We start from the raw sequence: 26,365 nt of genomic DNA on the forward strand, positions 1-26,365 counted from the left end.
AAATTTTTACATTTATCAAGTGATATATAAATAAACAATAAATTCAACTATTTATATATTATTTAATATTTTTATACCACCATTTAGGCAAAAAATTAGACCTTAGCCTAACACCTATGCAAAATACCTTTTTTGATCGGTACAATCGGTATCAGTTTAGTATTTTACGAGAGTTCACCATGTCTTTAGATCGCATTCGTTTAGCCTCCCTCCACGACAAAGTAATCAGCGCAGAACAAGCTGCTGAATTCGTTCAAGATGGTATGACCGTAGGTATGAGTGGCTTTACTCGTGCGGGTGAAGCAAAAGCAGTTCCACTTGCATTGGTTGCACGTGCAAAAACCAATCCTTTAAAAATTGATTTAATTACAGGTGCAAGTCTAGGTAACGATTTAGACAAGCAATTGACTGAAGCTGGTGTTTTGGCACGCCGTATGCCGTTCCAAGTAGACAACACTTTGCGTAAAGCAATTAATCAAGGTCAAGTTATGTTTATTGACCAGCACTTGTCTGAAACTGTTGAGCAAATGCGTAACAATACGCTTAAACGCCCAGACATCGCGATTGTTGAAGCAGTAGCTATTACTGAAGACAGCTTAATTATTCCAACAACTTCTGTAGGTAACTCTGCAAGCTTTGTTGAATTTGCAGATAAAGTCATTATTGAAATCAACACTACGGTAAGCACAGAATTTGAAGGTCTACACGACATTTATATTCCTGAAGCACGCCCAACACGTGGTCCAGTACCGTTAACTCACGTTGACCAACGTATCGGTACCAAAGGTATTCAGTTAGACCCAGCGAAAGTTGTAGGTATTGTATTTAACGATACTTTGCTTGACTCTCCATCTAACGTGACTGATCCAGATGACGAAACTCAAGCTATTGCAGATCACTTGATCGCATTCTTTGAAAATGAAGTTGCACAAGGTCGTTTACCGAAAAACCTAGCGCCATTACAAGCAGGTATCGGTTCAATTGCAAACGCAGTATTAACAGGCTTCAAACACTCTAACTTTGAAGACTTGGTCATGTACTCAGAAGTACTTCAAGACTGTACCTTTGAATTGATTGATGCAGGCAAAATGAAGTTCGCTTCTGGCTGTTCAATGACTTTGTCTGAAAAATGTGGTGATCGCGTATTTGGCAATCTTGCACACTACAAAGACAAATTCATTTTACGCCCACAAGAAATTTCTAACTTCCCAGAGTTAGTTCGTCGTTTAGGCATCATTGGTATTAACACTGCACTTGAGTTTGATATTTACGGTAACGTGAACTCAACACACGTATGCGGTACCAAAATGATGAACGGTATTGGTGGTTCAGGTGACTTCGCGCGTAACGCACACTTGGCGATTTTCGTGACTAAATCAATTGCGAAAGGCGGTGACATTTCATCTATCGTTCCAATGGCTGCGCACGTAGACCACAACGAACACGACGTTGACATTTTGGTTACTGAGCAAGGTTTAGCAGATTTACGCGGTCTTGCACCACGTGAACGCGCTCGTGCGATTATCGACAACTGTGTACACCCAATGTACCGCAATGCCTTGAACGATTACTTCGAGCGTGCATGTGCAAAAGGTGGTCACACGCCTCACCTACTTCGTGAAGCATTGTCTTGGCATGCAAACTTCGAAGAACATGGTCACATGTTGACTCCTGCACAACAAGAATCTGCGCAACCAGCGTAACTCATGTGCAATAAAAAACGCCCTGATTTTTCAGGGCGTTTTTTATGTCTTAGGTTTTTATGTTTTAGATTGCCACAAGGTCATTTGCGACAACGCCTTCCACTTTACTCAAATGCCAAAGCTTTAAATTCATCTATAAAATGCTGCCCTAACTGGCGTAAACCATCCACACTGAGTGTGGTTTCAATCACACCTAAAGACACGACATCACGTTGAATTTGCAGCACAGTTTGACCTTGCGGATTGATATAAAAACGAGAACCTAAAGCTGCAAAGTTACTTGCCAAGTCTTGGTTTTGTTCAAATCGAACTTGATTCACCAGATCTTGCGCAGTAAAACGGTATTGATCTTGTACTAAATTCAGGGTGTTGGATTGCCCGTATTCAGCACTTAATGCATGATCATCCAAGGCCTGTAAAGGCTGATCAAGATTGGCAAAAGCAGTCACAGGAAGGCACAGCACAAGGCCGAATAAAACAGGGAGAGAGAATTTAAACATAGAACACCTCACACATTCCGTCATTACACGTGTGGAGAAATATCCTTTTTCACCCAAGCCTTATTTTAATCTCAATGCCATCTAAAAACAGTGATTTTTTATACCAAACAACCTAAACGCAGCAAAACGGGAAACTCAATTTCCAAGTCCTGAGCAGGTTGCTGCTGCAACAATTGCTGTAATTCAAGCAAAGGCGTCTCTATATGCTGCTTTAAATAATGCTGCAGTCCCGACCAAGTGTTTAAATAATTCAGCAATTGTGCTGCCGACCAGCGATATTTTAGGCAAAGTTCAGGTGTCACAATTTCTTTAAATGGGAAAGGAATCGTGCGATATAAGTCATCAATATAACGGCGCTCAGCATCCCAATAACCTTTTAAGGTCTGAAAATACAAGCGTTGAATTGCGGCATTCACCTCAGTATCTACAACTTGAATCAGCCCATAGCCCACCGCAGCGAATACTCCACTCGGTTTTAGCACCCGATGTACTTCGGCGTAAAAGGCTTCAAAATTGAACCAGTGAATCGCTTGCGCAACGGTAATTAAATCCACACTTGCATCTGCCAATCCACTGTCTTGCGCCAAACAAGCGCGATAACGCACATTCGCCCATTGTGGTGCTTGATCCAACTGTGCCTGACTTAAATCTGTGGCTAAAATCTGCTGAAAATGTGGTGCTAATAACTGAGTAAACTGCCCTGAACCTGCACCGCAGTCCCATGCCAAACCGTGCTCTGGCACATACTGTAAAATCGTATCGACAATTGCGGTTGAATATTGTGGACGTGCCTGACGATATAAATCGCTGCCCTGCGAAAACAAATCTTTCATGCTGCATTCCCGGACCATGAGTCCTTCATTCTAATCCAGCTTTTTTTCACAGGTATCGTAGACTTTAGATGAAGATGCAAAGCGGCTTTGAGTACAAGGCTTTGTTTTAGACATAAAAAAAATTGGGGCATAAAAAAAACCCCAAACACTGTTTGGGGTTTTTTGAATATGGTGGCGAGACCCAGGATCGAACTGGGGACACACGGATTTTCAATCCGTTGCTCTACCGACTGAGCTATCACGCCAATGCCGTGTATTAAGCCGTATCTCGGCTGAATAGTCAATAAAAATCATCACTTTTTTATTTGATCGCATAAACTTTATGCAAAAAAAATCCCTGATGGGATCAGGGATTGAAAACGTTTAACCGTTTTGAATATGGTGGCGAGACCCAGGATCGAACTGGGGACACACGGATTTTCAATCCGTTGCTCTACCGACTGAGCTATCACGCCAATGACGCGTATTAAACAGTTTCAGCTGTAAATCGTCAATAGTCTTTTTCGCTTTTCAGTGTAAATGTTTACTTTTAAAGCAACATCTGCATGAATTGGATGGAAAAACACCTTGTATTATAGACTTAGTGGCTATGACGACTCACAACTTACCCAAATGCGCTAAACAACGATGAATCGCACCACAGCCTGGCTGAAAATGCTGCACACCTTTTGCTTCTTCCATACGGCACACTTCACTTACCAAGCGATCTGCCACGCCTCGACCTCGGTTTGCAGGATGCACCACAATATATTCAAGCGTGCGATGATCATCTTGGCCTGTACACCAAATCGCACCAATCACTTTAGTATTAAATTCTGCCGTGTAAAGTAGGGTATACTGAGCCAAGTTCTGCTCAAGTTGGCTTACCGCATCTTGCCCATCGCCAAATTCAGGGCTGGTATCATACAGTCGCTCAAGCTGGCTGCGCACTTCGGTATTTTCTAGTGAAGTATAGGCATGTACGGTAATAGGCATTGATTAACCCTCCTGAGCAATCTAATATGCTGAGACTTCGTCACAGCGAAAACATTTTACATCAATCATTTTTGACGTTTTTTTGAGGAACGTGTCTATGACCCAACGTATCAGTGAAGTGGTGAGGAATACCAACGAAACTAAAATTCGAGTTCGTGTGAATCTGGACGGTACGGGTCAAGGCACACTCAACACTGGAGTTCCATTTTTAGACCATATGATTGATCAAATCAAGCGACACGGTTTGTTTGATATTGATATTCATTGTGATGGCGACTTGGAAATTGATGATCACCACACTGTGGAAGACTGCGGTATTACGCTTGGACAAGCTTTTGCTCAAGCTTTGGGTGATAAAAAAGGTTTACGACGCTACGGTCACTTTTACGCACCGCTTGATGAATCTTTAAGCCGCGTGATTGTAGATTTATCGGGCCGTCCGGGTTTATTTATGGATATTCCATTTACCCGCGCGCGTATTGGTACTTTTGATGTGGATTTATTCTCAGAATTCTTCCAAGGCTTTGTCAACCACGCGCTAATGACGCTGCACATCGACAACCTCAAAGGTAAAAACAGCCACCACCAAATTGAAAGCGTATTTAAAGCATTTGCACGTGCTTTACGCATGGCATGTGAAGTCGATCCGCGTGCTGAAAATACAGTGGCATCAACCAAAGGAACACTCTAATGACCCGAATTGCCCTTCTTGACTATGGCATGGGAAATTTACACTCTGCAGCGAAAGCTTTAGAGCATGTGGGTGCAACGGTAGATGTGACCAATGACCCAAAACTGATTGCACAAGCCGATAAAATTGTGTTTCCAGGTGTGGGTGCCATGCGTGACTGTATGCAAGGCATGCATGAAGCTGGCATTGATGAGGTGGTGCGCAATGCGGTCTTTAATAAACCTGTACTTGCAATTTGTGTAGGCATGCAGGCATTGATGCAACATTCTGAAGAAAATGGTGGTGCAGATGCACTGGGTGTTTTTGCAGGCACAGTCAAACGCTTTCCTGAAGTACCAGGTTTGAAAGTACCACACATGGGCTGGAATCAGGTACATCAACGTGACCCGAGCCACCCTATGTGGAACAACATTGAACAAGATGCACGTTTTTACTTCGTGCATAGTTTTTATGTGGAACCACAAAATGAAAAAATCGTGGCTGCGACCTGTGATTATGGTTTAACTTTCTGTACGGCCCTGCATCAAGAAAACTTGTTTGCAACACAGTTCCATCCAGAAAAAAGTCACACTGTTGGTTTGCAGTTACTAAAAAACTTTGTGGAATGGAACATCTAATATTCAAGATGATCCTCCCTTTAAAGCCGAGTTAATCTCGGCATTATTTATGCGTGAATGTTTTTCACTGTTATTGCACATCGATTTGTGTTTAAAATTAAAGCGTTTTATACCTTTTATTCAAAATAAATTGAGGGTCTGTCCATAATTTGTCTATCTTTGTACTGTGAGAGAGATCTCACAAGATTTTTGAGCAAATATACGTGATGCGACAGAAAATTCAAAAAATCTAGGAATTACAACAATGAGTCAATATGTAGAAGATTCTGCACTGAGTGCTGCGGGGCGGTTTGGTCGATTATCATTTTTAGCGTGGAACTGCTTGCTCAGTTTGGGGCTTGCAGTACTGATTGCAATTATTGCCGTTGTTGCACCCAATTTATTGCTAGAGCTCGGCTCTGGCTCTATGGGCATCGGCATGATCTTGCTTGTGATCATTTATATCGTCGCATTCTATTTTAGCTTTATTTTCACCATCCGCCGCTTGCATGACCGTAATCATACTGGCTGGTTGTCTTTGCTGATTTTGGTGCCTTTGGTGAATATTATTTTGGGTCTATATTTGGTATTTGCACCTGGCGATGATCGTCAAAATAGCTATGGTGCAGTACGTGAAACTGCAGGTTGGGAAAAAGTACTGGCTTGGATTTTTATTGTGCTGATGATTTTGGCGATTATTGGCAGCTTCTCGGCAGGCATATTCAGCAACCTCTAAGCAAAAATATTCCGCTTGATTGATCTTTCAAAATAGCCCATCTGTTGGGCTATTTTTTCAGGATATTCACGTCAATCTCTGCCTTGCACAGTATTTTCAATCGTTTAAACTTTGCCAAATTCTGCAAAACGCTTTAGGCTAAAACCGCTTCTTTGCCGCTTTGAATGTTATGGATCTAACTCGTCTGCGTACCCTGCCTAGCCCTGATGAAATTCGGCAATTGCCACTATTTGAAAATATTGCCCGTCAAAATATTGTTCTGATTCAAACTCTAGAACAATGTCGAGCGATTGAAGCTGAACTGAAAACCGCAGCTGTCTTGGGTTTCGATTCTGAATCCAAACCGACGTTTAATGTAGGTGAAGTTTCTACAGGCCCGCATTTAATTCAGCTTGCAACCTTAGAAAAAGCGTATTTATTTCAGCTCAATGATGAAATTTGGCAATTTTTACAGCCAATTTTTGCCAATCGGGATCAAATTAAAGTGGGGTTTGGACTGAAAAATGATGCGCATTTATTTCGAAAAAAAGGCATACCACTGAATAGCGTGATTGAATTATCTAAGTGTTTTGGCAGTTTTGGTTTTAAAAGTCCACTTGGGCTTAAAAATGCCATGGCCTTATTATTTCACGTTCATTTCCCTAAAAGCCGAAGAATCAGTACCTCAAACTGGGCACGCAAACAGCTCAGTGAAGCACAAATTGCCTATGCTGCTGCCGATGCCTACGCGCCTGTATTGATATTTGAAGAATTGGGACGTTTAGGCCTATTGCCCGAGCATATTCCCAACAGTTCACTCAAATTGCGGATTCGTCCCTCTAAAACAAAACCTACAACAGATGCTTAGAGATTTAACAATACTTTGTTAAGATGCATAAATTGAATTCAATAAGTTTTTGGCAAGGAGCGAAAGCATGCTGATCATCCCTGCAATTGACCTGAAAGATGGCAAATGTGTTCGTTTAAAACAAGGTCGTATGGAAGATGATACTGTATTTTCTGACGATCCAGTGGCGACAGCACAACATTGGGTAAATGAAGGCGCACGTCGCTTGCATTTAGTCGATTTAAACGGCGCTTTCGCAGGTACGCCAATTCATAAACCTGTGGTTGAAGCGATTGCAAAATCACAACCAGATCTCCCAATTCAAATTGGGGGCGGTATTCGCTCACTCGAAACCATCGAACACTATTTAGATGCAGGCGTATCATTCGTGATTATTGGTACCAAAGCCGTACAAGAGCCTGCTTTTGTAGATGAAGCCTGCAAGAAATTTGCAGGACACATCATTGTCGGCATTGATGCCATGAATGGTATGGTGGCTACCGATGGCTGGGCCAACGTTACAGACGTTAAAGCAACAGATTTAGCCAAGCGTTTTGCCGATGCAGGTGTATCTAGCATTGTTTATACCGATATTGCCCGTGATGGTATGATGCAAGGTGTGAACGTTGAACAAACCGTGAACTTGGCGCAATATTCAGGCTTACCAGTAATTGCTTCTGGCGGTGTAACTAATTTAGATGACGTACGTCACCTAAAAGGTCAGCCAGGCATTTTAGGCGCAATTACAGGTCGTGCAATTTATGAGGGTACCTTAAGCCTGCGTGAAGCACAGTTACTTTTAGATGAGCAATCTTTGTAATTCTGCCGCATTTTTTAAAGAGGTCTGCGGACCTCTTTTTTATTTTAAGTTTATTTTACTCATTTCGAGTTTTTTTCACCTCCTACTGATTATATGTCTCAGCTTTCATCAATACTTCGTAGCAAAGCCCCACAACTGTCACTCATTTTGATTACCTTGATTTGGGGAGCAACCTTCATTACCGTGCAATACGGTTTGAATTTCAGCAGTCCTGTACTGTTTGTAGGCTTACGCTTTGCTGCAGCCACTTTGGCTGTGGGATTGATTTCATGGCGAAGCCTACGTGGTTTTAGGCTCGATGAACTCTATGCAGGCTTTGCCATAGGCGCAGTGATTGCGCTAGGTTATGTCACTCAAACGATTGGCTTACAAAGTATTAGCAGTAGCGAATCCGCCTTTTTAACGGCGCTGTATGTTCCGCTTGTACCGCTATTGCTGTGGTTATGCTTTGGTCAACGTCCGCATATCATGACTTGGTTGGGTACTATTTTGGCATTTATCGGCTTGGTCTTTTTAACAGGCAATGGCTTAGACGCAATTCAGTTAAATTTTGGACAAGCCATAACTTTAATGGGTTCAATTGCGATTGCCTTTGAAATTGTTTTAATTGGCTATTTTGCCAATCGGGTCAATTTAAAGCGCGTTACTCTCATTCAACTGGGCTGTGCATCGTTATTGTGTTTTGCGATTGCACCACTGGTCGGAGAAACTCAATTGCCCGAATTCCACTGGTCGCTCCTTGCTGTTTTACTTGGCTTAGGTATTGCCAGTGCCGTCATTCAATTGGTGATGAACTGGGCGCAACGACAAGTCGACCCTGCGCAAGCTGCTATTATTTATGCAGGTGAACCTGTTTGGGCCGTATTGATTGGACGTTTGGCAGGCGAACGCTTAGCAGTTGTGGCATTGTTCGGGGGACTACTGGTGGTTTTAGGCGTACTGGTCAGCGAATGGCGACCAAAATTTTTAAATCGAAACACATCATCCCAAAAAGTTGAATGAACAGCATTTCAGTGAGATTGCTCAAAACATCTTACAAAGAAGCACGAAGGTGGATTAATGATACATTGGCAAATTGTCATTCACGCGAATTAAACCACGAATAGCACGGTAAACAATCCATAGCCACGAAATAGCAACCACTGCGATACAGAAAAGTGTCGCAGCCAAAGTCATACTGGCAAAGCTTTGCGCATCTGGACTAAAGAACACCAAAAAGAAAGGTACAAATGCAACAATATTCCAAAACAGATACCACCAGAAGCTGCGAATTTGCCAAGTAAAATGACTGGCAAAAATTGAACCTTGCACATCACCACGTTTTAAATAGTTGATGATCAAGGCAATAACGGCCAATATCCCCGCAGAAAAAATCGCCACGATATACAGCACATATAAAATCATGGTCAATGAACGATGTGGGTCTTGATCTACTGGATATGAATGCTCTGCGTCTGACATAATGCACCTGACAAGCCTGTTACTAGAACAATAGTATTAATAAGATACTGAGCTGATTTAGCGGAGAAATCAGCCATAAAATCAGCAAGATATTTAAGCCTATCGTACAAAAATAAATCTTACCAAAGGGTTGTTTTTGTGTTTTGTGGCGTAATTTTTGTTGTGCCAACCATGCTGCAGGCCAACCCCCTAAAAAAGCCACAATATGCAAGTTATTTTCAGAGATACGACGCCCGCCCTGCTGGGCAGCTTCTTTATCTTGTGCATACAGCCAATAACTCAGCACATTCATAAAACTAATGAATAATAACAATATGCCACTGAGCAATCCCAACAGCGTCAGCAAAGCCAAAACAACAATATAAGCCACACACAATATTTGCATCGGCTGCATTTTTTGCGTGCTGTTGGATGTTTTCGCACTCACAGCAGATGCCTTTGCTGCTTTGGTCTGCGAAGCTTTTAAATACACCGCTTGCTGCGCTCGGTAACGTCCGCGTTCATCCACAGTTAAGGTATATTCCAAAGCACAGCCCACAATTGGACGTGGCCCTTGTCGGGCGAAGTCCTTAATGTGTAAAAACACGCGATCTTTTTGACGGTCATTCGGCTGAATAAACCCATAACCCTGCTCATCAAACCATTCAACTAAATGCCCTTGATCACGCATGTTCTATATTCCTCAAGCTGTCACAAACTTTAAGCGTTCAATCAGCATATTCCGCATTTCATCTGGATTTTTCTGCAAAATATCTGCGCCTGTCCGTCCTTCTGCTAAATTTTTAGCAGCTACTTGCAAACGCATTAACCAAAAACGTCCTGCCGCCATTGCCAAATACAGTTCCAAACAGGCTTTTTCGTCTTGGGTTAAAGGACGCACCGTTTCGTAGGCATTTAAAAATGCAATCGCCTTGCTTTCATTTAAGCTCAGCTCGGGAAAATCGGTACAAAAATCATTGAGGGTAATCGCAATATCAAATAGCAATTCATCTTGATTTAATTCATAAAAATCTAAAATACCTTGTAAATGATCATCTGCGAACAAGGTATTGTCACGAAATAAATCCGAATGAATAAAACCTTTAGGACGCTGCGGATAGACTGCGGTTAAAGCCTCATACAAGCCCAAAAGTTTGGATAATAAGGCTTGATCTGCCACATGCATGCTTGGTTTTAATTGGCGGGCAACTCCTGCCCAATAAGCATGATCACGTACATGATCGCGCTGCAAAGAGAAATTTTGTAACGCCACATGCATTTTTGCTTGTGCAATCGCAATCGCTTCCACTTGCGCCACTGTTGTCAGTGTCGGATGCTGCCCAATTAAACGTGGTGCAATTTGTGCAGGTTTATCTTTTAAACGATGAATGGCTTGTCCTGAGTGTGACAAGGGCACTGCCACAGGCAAATCGACTTGCCCCAAATACTGTAACACAGGAATTAATTCGCCTGCCGCTTGCTGATCTAATTCTTCAAAAATGGTCAGCACGTACTGGTTTTGATTGTCGCAGCGCAAAAAATAATTGGTATTTTGAATCCCACCTTGAATGGGAATCAGCTCGACCACTTCCAACCCATAAGGCGCTGCAAAAACCTGAACTTCCTTTAAAGTCAAAGGAGTATAAACCGACATAGAAAACCTGCGAAAAACCTGAGCTAAGTTTGATAGAATACCCGCTCCATCTGCCAAGGTGTAGCGCTTGTGTGGGTGAGTTTCATAATCGGCTGTAATAATTGGAAAAATTTATGCTAGCGAAACGTATTATTCCTTGCCTAGACGTAGATAATGGTCGCGTGGTCAAGGGCGTGCAATTCCTTGATATTCGTGATGCGGGCGACCCTGTCGAAGTGGCGCGTCGTTATAATGAACAAGGTGCCGATGAAATCACCTTTTTAGACATTACTGCTACCCATCATGGCCGTGATACGACCTATCGTACCGTTGAGCGTATGGCAGAAACCGTGTTCGTGCCCCTCACCGTGGGTGGTGGCGTGCGTAAGGTTGAAGACATCCGCCTATTGCTGAACGCAGGTGCAGACAAGGTCAGTATTAACTCGGCAGCAGTCTTTAACCCTGAATTTGTGCAAGAAGCCTCACAGCGTTTTGGCGCGCAATGTATTGTGGTTGCGATTGATGCGAAAAAAACGGGGGATAACAAATGGGAAATTTTCACTCACGGTGGCCGTAAACCAACAGGTATTGATGCGATTGAATGGGCAGTAAAAATGGCCGACTATGGCGCAGGTGAGCTATTGGTCACTTCAATGGATGCAGATGGTACCAAAGCAGGCTATGACTTGGCGCTCATGCGTGCCATCAATGACCGTGTCACTGTACCGACGATTGCATCTGGCGGTGTGGGCAATTTACAGCACTTGGCAGATGGTATTTTAAAAGGCGGCGCCGATGCGGTACTGGCTGCCTCAATTTTCCACTTTGGTCAGCATACTATTCCAGAAGCCAAACAATATTTGGCAGCGCAAGGCATTGAAATGCGTTTATAATTTTCAAAACAAAACAGTTTTAGACTTTAATTTTTGAGCTTCAAAAGTGTAATCTTCGGGTTACACTTTTTTATTTAGCTCAAAAATACAGGCAGAAAAAAAAGAGCAAAAAGGTCACTACTGTCCCATGGTTTGGTTTAAATAAAAACCCGAGTCCAGATCATTAAAATATGAGTGCAAACAAACACTTTCACGAGCAGGATTCAGGTTTTGTCACATCGGAATACCGTATTTCATCAGCGAAAGGATTTTAACAACTTCCAAAGTACACCATCTTGGACAGAAATTTAGAGCAGCTTCAAAGTGGGATCAGTTTATTGCCATATTGATGTCTCAACTTTCCTGCAGGCAAAGTCTGAGAGATATTCGATCCAATCTGGCGTGCTAACAGGCAAACTGAGTCATTTCGGAACAAAGTCTATTCCCCGAAGCACACTGGCACTAATTAACGAGCAGCAGCCTGCTACCTTGTATCAACAGCTCTTTTACAAGTTGATGAAATGCTATGAACACTCAAAAGGGCTTTTTTGCATAAATGTTTTGCAAAATACTGATTTTTAAAGGTTTATGAAAATTTGAGTGGAAAATAAAGATAATAAAATCAGAATGTTAGATATTTTTACAACAAAACCCAATTAATAATATGTGAAAGCACGTGAAGAATTGGCTAAAACCAACACCGATATTAAAACCCAATCGCAAGTGGTTAAAAGTAAATCAGACACTCTCAATCGTACTATTTTCAAATCGCCTGTGCATGGTCTGTACATGGTATTGTCAAAGAAATTGATGTGATGACCTTGGGCGGCATCGTTTCACAAAATGGCAAACTGATGATGATTGTGCCACTGGATGAACAACTGCTGATTCAAGCGCGTATTCTCCTCGTGATATTGCGTTTATTCGAAATATTCCAAGTTAAAGGTTTGAACATTAATTGCTTGAAATATCAACTATATGATCAAGCGTAGAGGCGATTGGAGTACTGCAACAAAACGATGAGGTGAAATACAGAAAAATTAGGAGTTTTTCTTGAAAATATAAAAAATAAACGCTTTTCTGTGATTAATTGCACAATAAATGCAAAAAAGTCATGTCTTGCATATCCTTAATTGTCTTTGTGTGGTTAGAATATAACAACTGTGCCCAAGATCTCTCACGTCTGTTATGAATATATTAATCGTTGATGATCATCCGCTGTTTCGCCATGCCTTAATTCAGGCGGTTCGTTATAGCTTACCACAAGCTCAAATTCATGAAACTGCTGCAGTTAATGAATTGTACGAACGTTTGGAAAATGGGCCTGAGCCTGATCTTGTGTTATTGGACTTGAATTTACCAGGGGCATCAGGCTTTTCTGCATTGGTGCATGTACGTGCGCAATATCCATCTATCCCAATTATTGTGGTGTCTGCTCACGAAGAAGCATCGATTATTCAACGTTCAATTGCACATGGGGCGATGGGTTATATCCCAAAATCTGCACATCCGAGCCATATTGGTGAAGCAATTCGTCAAGTTTTAGAAGGTGAGATTTGGTTGCCGCCAAACTTGGCTGCGAATGTTAACTTTGACCCTCGCGCAGCAGATGAAACGGCTTTGGCTGAACGAATACAGTCTTTAACGCCTCAGCAATTCCGTGTTTTGATGATGGTGGCAGAAGGTTTGTTGAATAAACAAATTGCCTATGAATTAGATGTTTCTGAAGCAACGATTAAAGCGCACGTAACCGCAATTTTCCGTAAATTGGGTGTGCAAAATCGTACTCAGGCGGTATTGGCAATTAATGCTTTAAATATTGAAGAAAAGAAAATGTAATATGTGACTGATCTGAAAAAGATGAGTTTAAAACCGCTGTGTTGATCTCGAGGATTGAGCAGCGGTTTTTTTAGGTGTGTGGTTGATAAGAGGGTGATACCAACAAAGTTGTGGATATGCTACCGTTTTACGCTGTAGTGAGTTTTGTTACTTAAATATTTTGCAAGATACTAATTTTTAAAGGTTTGGGGAAATTTAACAAAAATAAATATAATAAATCATAGTTTTAGGTATTTACACAACTAAGCCCCACCGCCATCAGGGTGTCTTTGCTTTTTAGCACCATTTATATCGAAACGTAGATTTTAGAACTTTTATAGCATCGAGTTTGTCTATGTGTTTTGCCATGTTTAGTTTCTCCCTTATTTGTCGGTATAAAATCGGCACTTTTGTAGCTTGCTGATTAAAATTTAGCTATTTTGCATTTATACCGACAAATATACCGACAAATATGTCGGTATGCCACCGTGTTTTACCGTATTATCACATGCAATAAAAAAGGGCTTAAACCCTTTAGATTCAAGCCCTTAACACTACGAGATAATACCGTAAACAACTAATTTGGCGGGAGAGAGGGATTCATGTTGTTGATTTAAGCTATTGTTTTTTAAATTAAATGTTTAGCCTGTAATTTTTAAATACCAACACTTATACCAACAAGTTATCGAAGTGTTAACGGATGATCTATATATCTTATAGTTAGTGTTTAATTTTAAAATTTTCATATATGTTAATTTTATTTCATTAATTCTCACTATTTTTCATTTATTTTGCATAATTTTCATTATTGATTGTATACTAACCTTGGTTGACGTTTTGAGGTTGTGGTATGGAGCATACTCTAGAGGTTTTAAAAATTATTGAGGGAGCACTAAAAGGAAATACAACCCAAGTAAATTCCTATGCAACTTTGCTAGCTGAAAAATTAGAAAAAGAAGGTTTAGTCCGTCAAGCTGAGAATATTAGAAAGAAGATTGAAAGCTCGTTATCTTCGACAAGAAGTTATTCACCTGCATCATTACATTCAGGATCTTCTACTACTTCTATTCCTTTGGACAAAGAAAGTCGCTTGTCTTTAGGTGATGAGTCACGTCCAATTTTGGAAGATAACCAAGTACTTTTCAGCTCTTATATACAAAACCAGATTGATGAATTCTTAAAATTTATTGAAAAAGCTAGTCTTTTAGAAGATGAAGGGGTAGGCATTGCCCCTTCAATGCTGATTTACGGCCCTCCTGGTTGTGGAAAAACAGTATTAGCAAATTATATAGCTGCAAGATTAGACCTACCTTTAATTACTGCTCGATGTGATTCATTAATTTCATCATATTTAGGGTCAACCTCTAAAAATCTTCGTAATTTATTTGAGCATGCTGCAAGTAGACCATGTGTCCTATTTTTAGATGAGTTTGATTCATTAGCTAAAGCTAGAGATGATCAACATGAATTAGGGGAACTTAAGCGAGTTGTTGTGAGTCTTCTTCAAAATATTGATAATTTACCTACAAATACGATTTTATTAGCAGCTACAAATCACCATGAGTTATTAGATCCTGCAGTATGGCGCCGTTTTGCATACAGACTTCAGATCCCTTTACCAGATAAGGGGCTAAGAGAGTTGCTACTTAAACAATTTTTAGGAAAATATGTTTCCAGTAATCTCAAATCTATTGTTGAGGTTAGTCATGGGGTGAACGGTGCAGTTATCAAGCAAGCCTGTCAGGCAGCTATTCGTAATGCGATTTTGAATGATAAAAAAGTTATTGATTCTGATGATCTAATTTTTAAATTAATTAAACATCAGTATGATGAAATCATTTCAAAAGATATTGATGTAGAAGAAAAAATTATTCAATTGAGATGTGCTGATTCAAAGTTATTCACAGTACAAAGACTATCATCGATGTTTAATGTTTCTACAGGAAAAATTTCAAAAATTACAACAGCTTCAAAAGATAATCAGGGTGGATAAATGGATAAATTACGAAATCCAATATTAATAGTTAAACCAGGACAGAGTGATCATCGCCCACCACGCGATCCTAGTGGTAGGCTTAAGGTGTTTGATGATGGGGCATCCTTAGAACGAAGAAAAGAGTTATCTCATCAGGTTGATAATATACAGAAAAAATTTGCTTCAGATTTTGCTAAATGGCCTGAATTGCCCGCTGTTGCAAAAGTGATTTTAAAGCCAGAGGCCGTGGCAAAGTCTCATAGACCAACTGATTTGTTTAGTAATAGAACTTGTCCAATTATTGGTACGTTAGGCTTAGGTGAAGTATTAATTAGCGCTTCAAGGAAAGGTTTAACGGAACTTAAGAGGAAAATTGAAGTTTCACAAACTCAAAAAACTGTCGCAAATATTTCTACAATTGAGAGAATAGAGCCGTATACAGAAGAAGAGCGACTATTAAATCTGGATTGGGCTGAGTTCAATGAGAATGTAGAATCTAATAAAATCAAACTCTCAGTTTTTGATCACCAGAATGAAGAAAAAAATATAAAAATTAAGGGGGCATTAAGACAATTAGCAGAAAGTTATCAAATAAAAATTAGAGAATTAAGTTATGGCAGTATTGATAATCTTTTTGTAGTTGAAACACAAAGCCAAGATGCTAAAGAAGCGTTAAGAAAATTTATAGGTCTTCGGTCATTAATACCCATGCCTCATTATAAGCCTTTAGATCTTTATACCCAGATGAATATTGTTAGTAAGGCAAGTTCTCATGTTTGCTTACCGCCCGATATTCAGAAAGATTATCCAGTGGTAGGTCTTATTGATTCAGGAATCTGTCCATCCAATACTTTATTGACTCCGTGGATTATTGCGAAAGAAACATACGTACCAACCGGTCAGGAAAATTATTTACATGGAACGATGGTCGCGGGATTAATTGTGAATGGGAGATCACTGAATCATGGAGATACAAGGTTTCCTGATACACAGGCTAAAATTGTCGATATTAACGTCTTTCCTAATGATGGTAATGTTTCGGAAGAAGACTTAATTTCAATTATTAGTGAAGTGGTGCCTAAGTATCCAGATGTAAAAATTTGGAATCTTTCTCTTGGAGCCTCTAATCCAGTAGGTCAGGATCAATTCTCTGATTTTGCATGCTTTTTAGATGAAATGCATGATAACTATCAATGCTTGTTTGTTATTGCTTCAGGTAATCAGGTTAATAGTACATGTTGGCCAACTATGAGTAACAGCATTTATTCAGAAGATAATAGATTATCTTCCCCTGCTGACTCTATTAGAGGGTTGACAGTAGGAAGTATTGCTCATAGAGAAACAGCTCAAACATTGGTTAAGTCCGAAGAAGTTTCACCTTTTTCACGTATTGGACCAGGGCCTTGCTTTATTCCTAAACCTGAGGTTACCCATTATGGTGGTAATAATTGTATCAATGGTAACTATGCTCAAACAGGTGTGCTCTCACTTGGACCTAATGATAATTTGGTAGAATCAGTAGGCACTAGTTTCGCGACACCTATCGTGAGTAGTTTGGCTGCAAATATCCATCATTATCTCTCTAAAAATAATCCTGAACCCGTTGCACCTGAAATGGTAAAGGCTCTATTAATACATTCAGCATTAGTGAGTAATAAAAATAAAGTTTCTTCTGAAACATTAAATTATTATGGGTTTGGTCGTCCCCAAGATGTAATAGATAGTTTGTACTGTGATCCTAATGCCATAACTTTATTCTTCAATGTCGATGTTAGGCATGGTGGTTTTGAGTTCGAAAAAGTTCCATTTCCTATGGCGTCTTGCTTGTTAAATACTTCAGGTAAGTTTCAAGGTGAAATACTAATGACTTTGGTCTACTCCCCTTTAATTAATAGGAGTTTTGCCTCCGAGTATTGTCGAACAAATATCGATGTGGGTATGGGACGGACAGAGCTAGATGAGAAAGGAAACCCGATCTTTCAAAGTCTAGTTCCAGCTACTCCAGATGATATGAAAGAAAGATATGAATCTGCTCAAATTGAGCATGGTTTTAAGTGGTCACCAGTGAAAGCATATTATAAAAAATTTACACGAATTGACGTGGAAACTTGGCGTCTTAAAATGAAAGTAATTCGTAGAGCTGAGGAGCCAAAACCAGATTATGCTCAAAATGCAACTTTGGTTTTGACCATTCGAAGCACTGACTCTGAATTGCCTGTCTATGAACAGATGAGAACAGAAATAGATAGATTAGGCTGGGATATTCAACCCATCGATCAGCATTTAAGATTGCGTCATTAACTATCAAAATAAAAAATAAGTTGTCCCCAAAAAATGGGGAATAAAAACATACCCAATATTGGAATTATTCCGAAAACGGCAATATTCCCAATATTGGGATTTTGAATGTACCCGTTTTTGGGATTTTGAATGTACCCGTTTTTGGGATGCAGAACCTATCAAAGAATCTACCATTGAACCGATCATCTCTTTTGGAGAGCTGTTCAAGTTTTTAGGTGTTTTTCAAAAATACTTATAATTAAAAGCTGGAACCAATCTAGCTTATGTGTCAATTTTGCACTGGCTTGAGCTGTACGAGATTTAAATTATAAAAATGACCAAAGGTACACAATTAATTCTTTGATGTCTTAAAACGCAAGATATGGCGTTTAACAAACTTCTCTTATCTCACAAATTTTAGTTTGGATGCTTACACTGAAAATATAGGATTTCATGGTCTCCCTCGCGCGCGCGCGCGTTTTGTCAAAAATACCCATTTTTTAGATGCTTACATTACGCCGTAATAAGATAAAAATACGCGGAGATAAGTATGGGGATATATGTTGAACTTGATAATTTTGAGACCCCGAACAGATTGATCTTTATCAAAACTGAAATTAGGTACGGCACACCTGACTATAAAGAAATGCTTGATGAATTAAAGGCACATCATGAAATGACGCATGAAAAGATTGCATTTGTTTTACCTGTTGCGAACGCCAGTACCGTGTCTGAATGGGCGCAAGGCAGCAAACCAAATTTTGAGAACGGCGAGCTATTTGTTGAACTTTGGAAATCCTTAACTGGGAAGTCTGATTTTGACATCCCTAGAATTCAATACTGGAGTATTTAAGACATGGCGAATAACAGACCACAAAATTTCAGGCCTTTAAATTGCGATGATATGGAGAGATCGATCCAGTTATGCAATGGCATTGAATACTTAATCGATGAGTTTCAAAGGGAAACAAATGGCAAGGAGCCTAATCAACTATATAAAATTGAATATAAACAACAATTATTAAAAATTGCTAACCATCTGGAAGAGTTGATTCATAGGCTTATTTATTTGGTTAATAAGAATAACAAGGAATTTTATTTTCGGCATTTATACGCAATTATTAAAAGTATAAGCTGCGCACCAAATGTATTCATTATTACAGCATTCTATCTTGATCCAGAACGGGAATTTAAGCGCCTAGTTAATAGAAATACTTTTAATTTTGAAGTGGAACAGGTTTTAAAAAAAATACAGTTTATAAAGCCTGTACTACAATCTCTTGCTGTGGGTCGCAAGTCGGGTATTAAGAGTATTTTACACTCTATTTAGCAATACTTAAGTCTCAAAAAAGGAGGCTTTGCTTGTCTCCTTTTTTTACTTCTAAATTTACCCATTTTTTGATTGTTATATGCATCCAAAATTAAACCTATTAATTAGGCTTAGATGGAAAAATAAATGGCTAGAATCCCGATGGGCAATTTTGGTAATTCACTACCGCAAGTGGATCGCATCCAAATGCCACAGCGAAACACAGGGCAATTGGCACAGGCTATGGGTAACTTGGGTCAAGCTGTAGGCCAGGTTGCTAAACAGCAGGCTGAACAAAAAAAAGCAGAGCAGGACAAGAAAGACAAAGCTGATTTTGCCCTGCAATCTTCCAAAATAGGGGCTGATATTAGTGTAGTTGATAGTGATCTGCTCATTAAAATGCAAAGTGGTGAATTGTCTTATGATGATGCAGTTAAACAAAGACAGGATAGTTTAGAAACAATCAAAGGGCAGTATAAGACTGCTGTTCCTAAGCAGTTTGAGCAAAGTTTCAATAATTATTTTGATCACCATTCCTATGGTAGTGCAGCAAAGTATTTGCCTATCGCTCAAAAGTCAGAACAACAACAAGCTATCGTTCAACTTAAGGATATGAGGGAGAATTATCTTAAAGATCCAAATGCTTCTGAAAAGGATGTTTGGAATGGATTAGCTTTATATGCGCAGTCAAAAGGGTTGCCAGTATCGCATGTTCAAAGCACATTTAATGAATATAAGAACAATAGAGCTGGTAATGATGTAGCAACCTTCTATCTAGGAAATAAGTCAGACAATGAGCAACTGGCAGAGCTATCAACTCCTGAAGCTGTTTTAAAAAAACATCCCAACTTGACTCAGGAACAAGCCGTTTACTGGAGTGGTCGTGCACTCACTCAAATGGATCAGAATAAACGTGCGGCTGCCTTGCAGCAGAAGCAGTTAGAAAATGATGCCAAAGATGCTGTTAATGAGATGAAGGCGGACATCGAGACTGGGTTAATTCCAAGTGAAGACGTCATCAAATCTCGTTTGGCACGTGTTAAAGGTACAGAAAGAGAGTCTGAGTTTATTCAGTACAGCGGTGCTTTGGTTGAAGTACAACAGTTCATGCGCTTAGGTCCAGATGATCGTGAAGCCTACCTTAGTAAAAAGCGCTCAGAAGCTCAAAATACGGCGCAAGATAATGCTAAAGATGTGAGTTGGAAATTAAATCTTCTCTCTAAAACGCATGAGAATATGCTTGGCTATGAGAAAAATAACTCAGCCTTAGCTTATTCGATCAAGACTGGTCAAGATCTAACTGTAGTACCTACTCATGCAATTCTCAGTGGTAACCCTGAAGCTATTGCAGCTCTATCCAAGAACATCAAATCTATTCATGCGAACAACGTATTGAACGGGACTGTAGGGTCTTTAAATCCATTCACTACCCAGCAGCAAGCTGAACTAAAACAGTTCTGGGAAAAAGCTAGACCAGGGGACAAGTTGAGCTTGCTAACCAGTCTTTACAAATCCAGTGCGGGTAATGCCAATGCATCCAGAGATATGATTAGTAGCATTGCTGGCGAAAGCGGTGCATATCGATTATCTGCTTCACTTAATAACCGTGGCTTGCAAGATATTGCTGGGCAGATTATTACCGGGCAGGATCTATTGGATAAGAACTTGGTAAAAGTTGATGACAATGCCCTAAGAACCTATACCGCAACCTACTTAGCTGGCATCACTTCACCAGGTAAACCAGACTTTCAGATTTATTTGGAGTCAGTTAAAGCTAACTATGCTTATTTGGTTCAAAAGTCCGAGAAAGTAGCCGATTCAAAGGGAAGCATATTAAATAAAACCATAGATGAGGATTTGTTCAATAAAGCAATTCTAAATGTAACTGGTGGCAAATTCACTTCAGGAGGATATTTCGGAAGTAAATCGGTAGTACTGCGGCCTCATACTGTCAGTGAAAAATCTTTTCGCGAGCAGCTGGAGAACTTTAACTCTCGCAATGCGCGTAACTATGGTGGCTCTGATAAGGATTTCTTCTTAGATCTTCCTTTGGAACAAGACCCTAAAAACCCATATGTCTACTACTTCAAGAATGGTACCAAGTACATCATGGATGCCACCGATAAGAAGCGTCAAACACGTTTAACATTTAAAGTGAGATGAGGTAAAGATGGATTTTTTAGCAGATGATGAATTAACGTTAAATCAAGAAGATCCTCGTTTTAAACCTAAAAGTGAACGCGGTGGATTTAGTGACGGGGCTTTGGGTGTTGTTTCTGGTGTTGCCATGGGTACCGTTGAGGCTGCCACTGCTCCAGATGCCTTAATACGGGGAGATAAGAAAGCAGCTGCATTGAGAGCGCAAAACCTTGAGATTTTTAAACCTGATGACTTGGGAGGAGTCGGTGAGTTTACTTATGGGCTTACTAAAGACTTTACCCGTATTGGATGGAACGCCGTCACTACTTTGGGGACTGGCGGTGTACCAGGCTTAGTTTTGAACTCTGGGCTATTTGGGTACCAGACCTTTGAAGCGGAGAAATCAGACTTACTGAATAAAGGGGCAGACATAAAAACTGCTCGAACTGGTGGAGCGATTAAAGGGGTTACAGATGCTTTGGGTTTTGCTATTCCTACCCGTGGTGTTGCTAAATCGGCAGTGGCGGATGCTGTAGGCACTACTGCGCTAGCTACGGCTGCAGGCTCAGCTGGTGATTATCTGGAAGGTTCATTTCTTGAAAACAATGAAAATAAAAAGGTCGCTCAATACGGTGAAGCATTAAAGGAAAATGCTTTAAGTCCATCGACATTAGCAGCAAACGGCGGGATGGCACTCCTACTCAACTTGTGGGCCAATAAAGGCCGATTGAGACCTGAGCAGGTAAAAGAACACGGTAATGTTGATACGATGAATGATGCTGCTCATGTACAGGCTAACATTGAGCATGCAGAGGGGACGAATCCATTTAATCCAACTAATGCAAAAGAAGCCAATTCACACTTTGATGCACTGGATAGTGCAATGGAGAGTGCATTGAATGATGAGTTGGTGAGCTTAAAAGCACCAGTGAGCGGAACACCTAAAGTACCTGTACCCACTGCACCTGTTGTACCGATAACAGGTACACCGAAAGCTATTGTAAGACCAGGTGGTATCAATACTGATGAACCTAAAGCGCCAGTAATAGCCGATGTCTTGTCTAATCCTGTATTGAATACAAAACCGTGGGCAAAAACGATTGCTCAAGAAGCTTCTAAACGAGGCATTAATCCAGTAGACGCGCTGATCATATCTCACCTTGAAACTGGCGGTACCTTTAGCACTTCCATCCAGCCAAAGAATAGAAAGGGTGAGTTACTTTCTTCTGCAACAGGTTTATTCCAGACTCTGGATAGTACCTTTGCACGAATGGGTGGGAAGAATAAGTTTGATGGTAATGATCAAATTAAAGCGGGCCTGAACTACTATGAGCATAATGCTAAGGTTTTTCGTGGTCACTTTAATCGGGATCCTAATGGTTTAGAACTTTACTATCTGCATTTCTTCGGTGAAGGGGGTGGACCAGTATTTTTAAAGGCTAAAGATAATGAGCTTTTTGTAGATGTGGCCACACGCTGGAGTAAAGGGAATAGTAAAAAAACTGCGCGTCAGATAGCGGAAGAAATTACTTCCTCTCATCAGTTTAATGGCATGACCGTAGGACAGGTAAAGGCCAAATACGAGAAACGCTGGAATGAAATAGCCAGTCTTTATAGTGATGTGGGGGCACAAACCACAGCGCGGTCTACCGAAGTCCGTGGAAGTGAATCAGAGTTTCCAGAGTTTGAGTCTGATATAGCGGCACCTCCTGCATACAAGTCCCAATCTGATGCTGAAATTGAGGCAATGCCTTTTGTGTTCAGTGCAGATGAACATAGTGTTAAATCACTCCAGGAAGAGTTTGATGCTCTATCCTCCCCATTGACTAAAGAGGATCTGGAATACCTCAAGGCTACGGCGCATTATCAATATTCTAATGGCGGTGCTTACCGGACGCCGTATGTTGAACCTCAGGTTGATTTATCTGGGCCTGGTAATAGTGCTAATCGTACTTTGGACACATTAGACGCCGATCTTCAACAATTCGTACCTGAACAGCAAAGAGTTATTGTTACAGATCCTGAGCCGAATACTTTGGATCTTAATGCCAGAACACCAGGTTCAAATGTTCCGCAAAATGCAATTACTGCCGGAATAGATAACTGGACTCCCACCAGGTCGCAAAACTACCTTAAACGAGAGCGATCAACGGATGATGGGGGCATCATTCAAGAGCTACACAATAAGACCTCTAATACAACTTTTCAGCGGCAAGTCAATCAGGACGGCACTATTAGCCCAGTAAAGGCTACACGTAATGGCGAAGACCTGTTTGCTCATCCTGCAAATGGTAAAGCAGATAGTGCTGAACTAACTGCAGTACAGCATAAGGCTGCTCAGGCATTAGAGCGGGAGTTCTGGAAGCCAGGTAAGGTCAAAGTCGATGGTGCACCAGACTTAACCAAGTCCAGTAAAGGTGAGTACGGTTCATTCACTGACACGGCAGATGGAAGGGAAGCGGTTTCAATTCTGGAAGCAGATCCCGACATGGAAGTAACTTTTACTCGTCTGGATGAAAATGGGGATGAAGAAATTGTGACGATGTCATCCCGTGATTTACTGGACTATGTCAAAGAGCAAGAAGAAATCGCAAAAGACGAAATTCAGGCAGTGAAAGCATTGGCTAGCTGCGCATTAAGATTTGGGAGTGAAGCAGCATGAGAGCTGAATGTAGAGAACAAGTTGCAAAAGCATTAGGAAAAAAAAGACTCAGTGCAGCTGATAGTAATCGCATTTCATCACTGTATATTCGAGCACAAAATACGTTGGCTAGAACTGATGCAGATTGGATTTTCAAAAGTCCTGCTGAGCGTGCGGAAGCCATTGCTCAGAAAACAGCTTCAGATCTCGCCGTACAGATTGCCAAGAATAATCAAAATATTGCCAGAGATGCTGTCATTAAGGCGCAGGTGCAGAATGAAATTTATAACCATCCTAAATTAAATCCAGTTCAGGCTTTAATGCGGAAAATTGCATACTTCTCAGATCAAAGTGGTATCCAATCTATAGAGAAGCAATCTCAAGCCTTACACAGTCGATGGATGTCATTGGTTGCTGATGTATTCACTAAGACTCAAGAGCGCTTTGGAATGTCAGTGAACAAGGCAATGACTGACGATATTATCCGAGTCATGTTTGGTGGCAAGTCTGATAATCCAGAAATAACAGCAATGGCCAAAGATGTGAGCACCGTCCTAGAGGAAATGCGGTTAGCTTTTAACCGTGCTGGTGGGAATATCAAAAAGCTCGATAACTTCGGTTTTATGACTTCACACGATCAAAAGAAGGTTGCCTTAACCGATCAATCCGAATGGGTGAATGATGCATTGGCAGGACTGGATCGGAATCAATATGTCAAAGAGACCGGTGAACTGATGGATGAGCTGGAACTTAAATCCATGCTCGAGGATATTTACAAGACCATTTCAACCAACGGCGCTAATAAAGATTTATCGGTACTGAATAAACAGGCTAAAACAGGTGCATCGCCTGTAGGTGGTCGTTCGAAAATGGCAAATCGTCATCAGGAATCACGTGCTTTGCATTTCAAGGATGGTGATGCATGGCTGGCATATCAAAAGAAATATGGAACTTATGATGAAGCAGGCTTTCATGAGATTCTGAAAAATCATACTCAGCGTATGAGTACTGAAGTAGCAATGATGCAGAATCTTGGTTCCAATCCTCGCCATACATTTGAGTCGCTATTGGATGAAGCCAAGATCAAACTAAAAGCAGATCCACAGAACGGCATGAAACACGGTGAGATTGATAAGCAGGCTCATCGTGCCATGTCGATGTACAACACTTTGGATGCTAATACCCGAGCAATTGATTCAACTCTGGGGAATGTTATGGGTGGTCTTCGTGCCTTAATGGTTTCATCTAAATTGGGTGGCACCACATTAACGACCTTTGGTGATCATGCCAGCATGAAGAAAGTAGCCAATATGCTGGGCTTGTCTTATACCAAATCCATTCTTCCTGAATACATGAAGCAATTGAAACAGGGTGCTGCACGCGATGAAGCATTGCGATTTGGTTTAGGTATTAGTGAAATGGCTGGTTCCATGACACGGTTTGGTGATGCTGATATTGTTAGTAGTGCTACCAAGTCAGGTCGATTTAACGCAAGGATGCAGGCGTTTGCTGCAATGACTATGAAAGTGTCAGGATTAAACGCCGTCACTGCTGGAGCGAAACGAGCGCTTAATTTGGTGCACATGAATAAGCTTGCTGAAATGACTCGTAAAACAGATTGGAAAGATCTCGGTGCTGATGATCTAAAGATTCTACAAGGGAATGGTATTACTGAGCGTGATTGGCAGTTATGGCAGCAGCTGGAGCCAAGTAAGCGTGAAGATGGAACCGCTGTATTAACTCAGAATGATTTCTTTAACGCGCCAGATGATGTGATTAAGCAGTTTTTACCATTGGATAAGCAGGACAATGCTAATGCGATTGCTGATTTTCGCTACAAGGCTGCAATGAAGTATCAGACGCATATCTTTAACGAAGAGTCTGTGGCAATTATTGAAGCTGGTGTACGGGAGCGTAGCATTATCAATTTAGGTGAGGCTGGTACTATTCAAGGGGAATTAGGGCGTACATTATTTCAGTTTAAGGGCTTTCCATTGGCTTATATGTTCCGTATTGGTCACCGTGCCTTTGCCCAAGGAGATATTAAGAGCAGAGTGACGTTCCTGGCTTCGCTATTAGCTTATCAAACTTTAGCAGGGGCATTGATCGTTCAGACTCAGAACTTGGCCAATGGTAAGAATCCAGAGCCTGTATTTACTATTGATTTCTTTGGCAAATCTATGCTCAAAGGTGGTGGGCTTTCCTTCTTGGGCGATATTATGTCTGCGCTTTCAGATCCTACTGGTAGAAGTGCATCCGACTTTATCAGCGGACCACTATTAGGCCAGAGCATGAAGTTGGGTATGCTGCTGACTGGTATGGGGAATAACATCATTGAGGGAAAAGAATCTACCCGGATGATGGAAGTAGCTAATACCCTTAAGAGTAATATTCCATTGCAGAATCTTTGGTACAGTAAGCTGGTCGTAGATCGAATGCTGTATTCCAAAATGCAGAATATGATTGATCCTGATTATTTACCAAGAACACAGCAGCGCCTGGAGAACCTAGGTAATAGTTACTGGTGGGATTTATCGGAATAAAATTAGGAGCTTCGGCTCCTTTTTTAATTTTTAGA

The 26,365-nt window shown here is 40.7% G+C and carries 22 protein-coding genes, 2 tRNA genes and 2 pseudogenes; 18 read left to right on the forward strand and 8 right to left on the reverse strand.

Annotated elements, in window-relative coordinates; all coding sequences use genetic code 11:
• The first annotated feature begins 179 nt into the window (after positions 1-179).
• Entirely contained in the window at positions 180-1,703 is a 1,524-nt protein-coding gene (locus B2W49_RS09690) for an acetyl-CoA hydrolase/transferase family protein (protein WP_180043470.1), read from the forward strand.
• Between the two features lie 104 nt (positions 1,704-1,807).
• On the opposite strand, the gene B2W49_RS09695 is transcribed toward B2W49_RS09690, so the two are convergent.
• From B2W49_RS09695 to B2W49_RS09715, 5 genes are all read right to left on the reverse strand, one after another.
• Entirely contained in the window at positions 1,808-2,203 is a 396-nt protein-coding gene (locus B2W49_RS09695) for a hypothetical protein (RefSeq protein WP_236769266.1), read from the reverse strand.
• Between the two features lie 98 nt (positions 2,204-2,301).
• On the reverse strand, positions 2,302-3,036 hold the full coding sequence (locus B2W49_RS09700; RefSeq protein ID WP_291340489.1) for a class I SAM-dependent methyltransferase: 735 nt from the start codon (positions 3,034-3,036) through the stop codon (positions 2,302-2,304).
• A gap of 169 nt (positions 3,037-3,205) precedes the next feature.
• A tRNA-Phe gene (locus B2W49_RS09705) sits at positions 3,206-3,281 on the reverse strand.
• Positions 3,282-3,415: 134 nt separating this feature from the next.
• Positions 3,416-3,491 (reverse strand) — tRNA-Phe (locus B2W49_RS09710).
• 142 nt (positions 3,492-3,633) lie between these two features.
• Entirely contained in the window at positions 3,634-4,011 is a 378-nt protein-coding gene (locus B2W49_RS09715; RefSeq protein ID WP_096902643.1) for a GNAT family N-acetyltransferase, read from the reverse strand.
• 97 nt (positions 4,012-4,108) lie between these two features.
• On the opposite strand from B2W49_RS09715, the gene hisB reads away from it, so the two are divergent.
• The 6 genes from hisB (at position 4,109) to B2W49_RS09745 (ending at position 8,682) form a co-directional block, all read left to right on the forward strand.
• The gene (hisB, locus tag B2W49_RS09720; RefSeq protein ID WP_096902642.1) at positions 4,109-4,702 is read left to right on the forward strand and encodes an imidazoleglycerol-phosphate dehydratase HisB; all 594 of its coding nucleotides are present in this window, start codon (positions 4,109-4,111) and stop codon (positions 4,700-4,702) included.
• Positions 4,702-5,319 (forward strand): imidazole glycerol phosphate synthase subunit HisH, encoded by a 618-nt coding sequence (hisH, locus tag B2W49_RS09725; RefSeq protein WP_291340493.1) that lies wholly within the window; start codon positions 4,702-4,704, stop codon positions 5,317-5,319. Before hisB ends, hisH begins: the two co-directional genes overlap by 1 nt.
• Before the next feature lie 244 nt (positions 5,320-5,563).
• A complete protein-coding gene (locus tag B2W49_RS09730) occupies positions 5,564-6,034 on the forward strand; it encodes a DUF805 domain-containing protein (protein ID WP_291340495.1) in 471 nt (156 codons plus the stop codon).
• 169 nt (positions 6,035-6,203) lie between these two features.
• The gene (locus B2W49_RS09735; protein WP_291340497.1) at positions 6,204-6,881 is read left to right on the forward strand and encodes a 3'-5' exonuclease; all 678 of its coding nucleotides are present in this window, start codon (positions 6,204-6,206) and stop codon (positions 6,879-6,881) included.
• Positions 6,882-6,948: 67 nt separating this feature from the next.
• Complete coding sequence (hisA, locus tag B2W49_RS09740) at positions 6,949-7,680, forward strand: 1-(5-phosphoribosyl)-5-[(5-phosphoribosylamino)methylideneamino]imidazole-4-carboxamide isomerase (RefSeq protein WP_291340499.1); 732 nt, start codon at positions 6,949-6,951, stop codon at positions 7,678-7,680.
• Between the two features lie 93 nt (positions 7,681-7,773).
• Positions 7,774-8,682, forward strand: a complete 909-nt coding sequence (locus B2W49_RS09745) for a DMT family transporter (RefSeq protein ID WP_291340501.1) — start codon at positions 7,774-7,776, stop codon at positions 8,680-8,682.
• Between the two features lie 54 nt (positions 8,683-8,736).
• On the opposite strand, the gene B2W49_RS09750 is transcribed toward B2W49_RS09745, so the two are convergent.
• Genes B2W49_RS09750 through B2W49_RS09760 form a run of 3 tightly spaced genes read right to left on the reverse strand, consistent with a single transcriptional unit; the run spans position 8,737 to position 10,774 of the window.
• Positions 8,737-9,141 carry a DUF4870 family protein gene (locus tag B2W49_RS09750; protein WP_291340503.1) on the reverse strand — a complete coding sequence of 135 codons (405 nt, stop codon included), beginning with the start codon at positions 9,139-9,141 and terminating at the stop codon, positions 8,737-8,739.
• 22 nt (positions 9,142-9,163) lie between these two features.
• Positions 9,164-9,811, reverse strand: coding sequence for a DUF1294 domain-containing protein (locus B2W49_RS09755; RefSeq protein WP_291340505.1), 648 nt, complete (start codon positions 9,809-9,811; stop codon positions 9,164-9,166).
• Between the two features lie 12 nt (positions 9,812-9,823).
• Entirely contained in the window at positions 9,824-10,774 is a 951-nt protein-coding gene (locus tag B2W49_RS09760; protein ID WP_291340507.1) for a homoserine kinase, read from the reverse strand.
• Between the two features lie 113 nt (positions 10,775-10,887).
• On the opposite strand from B2W49_RS09760, the gene hisF reads away from it, so the two are divergent.
• The 11 genes and pseudogenes from hisF to B2W49_RS09815 all read left to right on the forward strand — a co-directional run bounded on the left by hisF (position 10,888) and on the right by B2W49_RS09815 (position 26,330).
• A complete protein-coding gene (hisF, locus tag B2W49_RS09765; protein ID WP_004974384.1) occupies positions 10,888-11,646 on the forward strand; it encodes an imidazole glycerol phosphate synthase subunit HisF in 759 nt (252 codons plus the stop codon).
• Between the two features lie 210 nt (positions 11,647-11,856).
• Positions 11,857-12,165, forward strand: a pseudogene (locus B2W49_RS09770) (DUF4372 domain-containing protein); the annotation flags it as partial.
• 123 nt (positions 12,166-12,288) lie between these two features.
• A pseudogene (locus B2W49_RS09775) lies at positions 12,289-12,553 on the forward strand (secretion protein HlyD); the annotation flags it as partial.
• Between the two features lie 260 nt (positions 12,554-12,813).
• Positions 12,814-13,464, forward strand: a complete 651-nt coding sequence (locus tag B2W49_RS09780; RefSeq protein ID WP_004974358.1) for a response regulator — start codon at positions 12,814-12,816, stop codon at positions 13,462-13,464.
• Positions 13,465-14,293: 829 nt separating this feature from the next.
• Complete coding sequence (locus tag B2W49_RS09785; RefSeq protein ID WP_180008802.1) at positions 14,294-15,436, forward strand: ATP-binding protein; 1,143 nt, start codon at positions 14,294-14,296, stop codon at positions 15,434-15,436.
• Positions 15,437-17,719, forward strand: a complete 2,283-nt coding sequence (locus B2W49_RS09790; RefSeq protein ID WP_180008804.1) for a S8 family peptidase — start codon at positions 15,437-15,439, stop codon at positions 17,717-17,719. It begins immediately after the preceding gene.
• A 529-nt stretch (positions 17,720-18,248) separates the two neighbouring features.
• Positions 18,249-18,551: a hypothetical protein gene (locus tag B2W49_RS09795; RefSeq protein WP_180008805.1), complete on the forward strand. Its 303-nt coding sequence runs from the start codon at positions 18,249-18,251 to the stop codon at positions 18,549-18,551.
• A gap of 3 nt (positions 18,552-18,554) precedes the next feature.
• Complete coding sequence (locus B2W49_RS09800) at positions 18,555-19,028, forward strand: hypothetical protein (protein WP_180008806.1); 474 nt, start codon at positions 18,555-18,557, stop codon at positions 19,026-19,028.
• A gap of 126 nt (positions 19,029-19,154) precedes the next feature.
• Complete coding sequence (locus tag B2W49_RS09805; RefSeq protein ID WP_291340515.1) at positions 19,155-21,170, forward strand: hypothetical protein; 2,016 nt, start codon at positions 19,155-19,157, stop codon at positions 21,168-21,170.
• 7 nt (positions 21,171-21,177) lie between these two features.
• On the forward strand, positions 21,178-23,808 hold the full coding sequence (locus B2W49_RS09810) for a hypothetical protein (protein WP_291340518.1): 2,631 nt from the start codon (positions 21,178-21,180) through the stop codon (positions 23,806-23,808).
• Positions 23,805-26,330 carry a hypothetical protein gene (locus tag B2W49_RS09815; protein ID WP_291340519.1) on the forward strand — a complete coding sequence of 842 codons (2,526 nt, stop codon included), beginning with the start codon at positions 23,805-23,807 and terminating at the stop codon, positions 26,328-26,330. Before B2W49_RS09810 ends, B2W49_RS09815 begins: the two co-directional genes overlap by 4 nt.
• Positions 26,331-26,365 lie beyond the last annotated feature (35 nt).

The sequence above is a fragment of the Acinetobacter sp. UBA801 genome, assembly GCA_002296655.1.
GTDB lineage: Bacteria > Pseudomonadota > Gammaproteobacteria > Pseudomonadales > Moraxellaceae > Acinetobacter.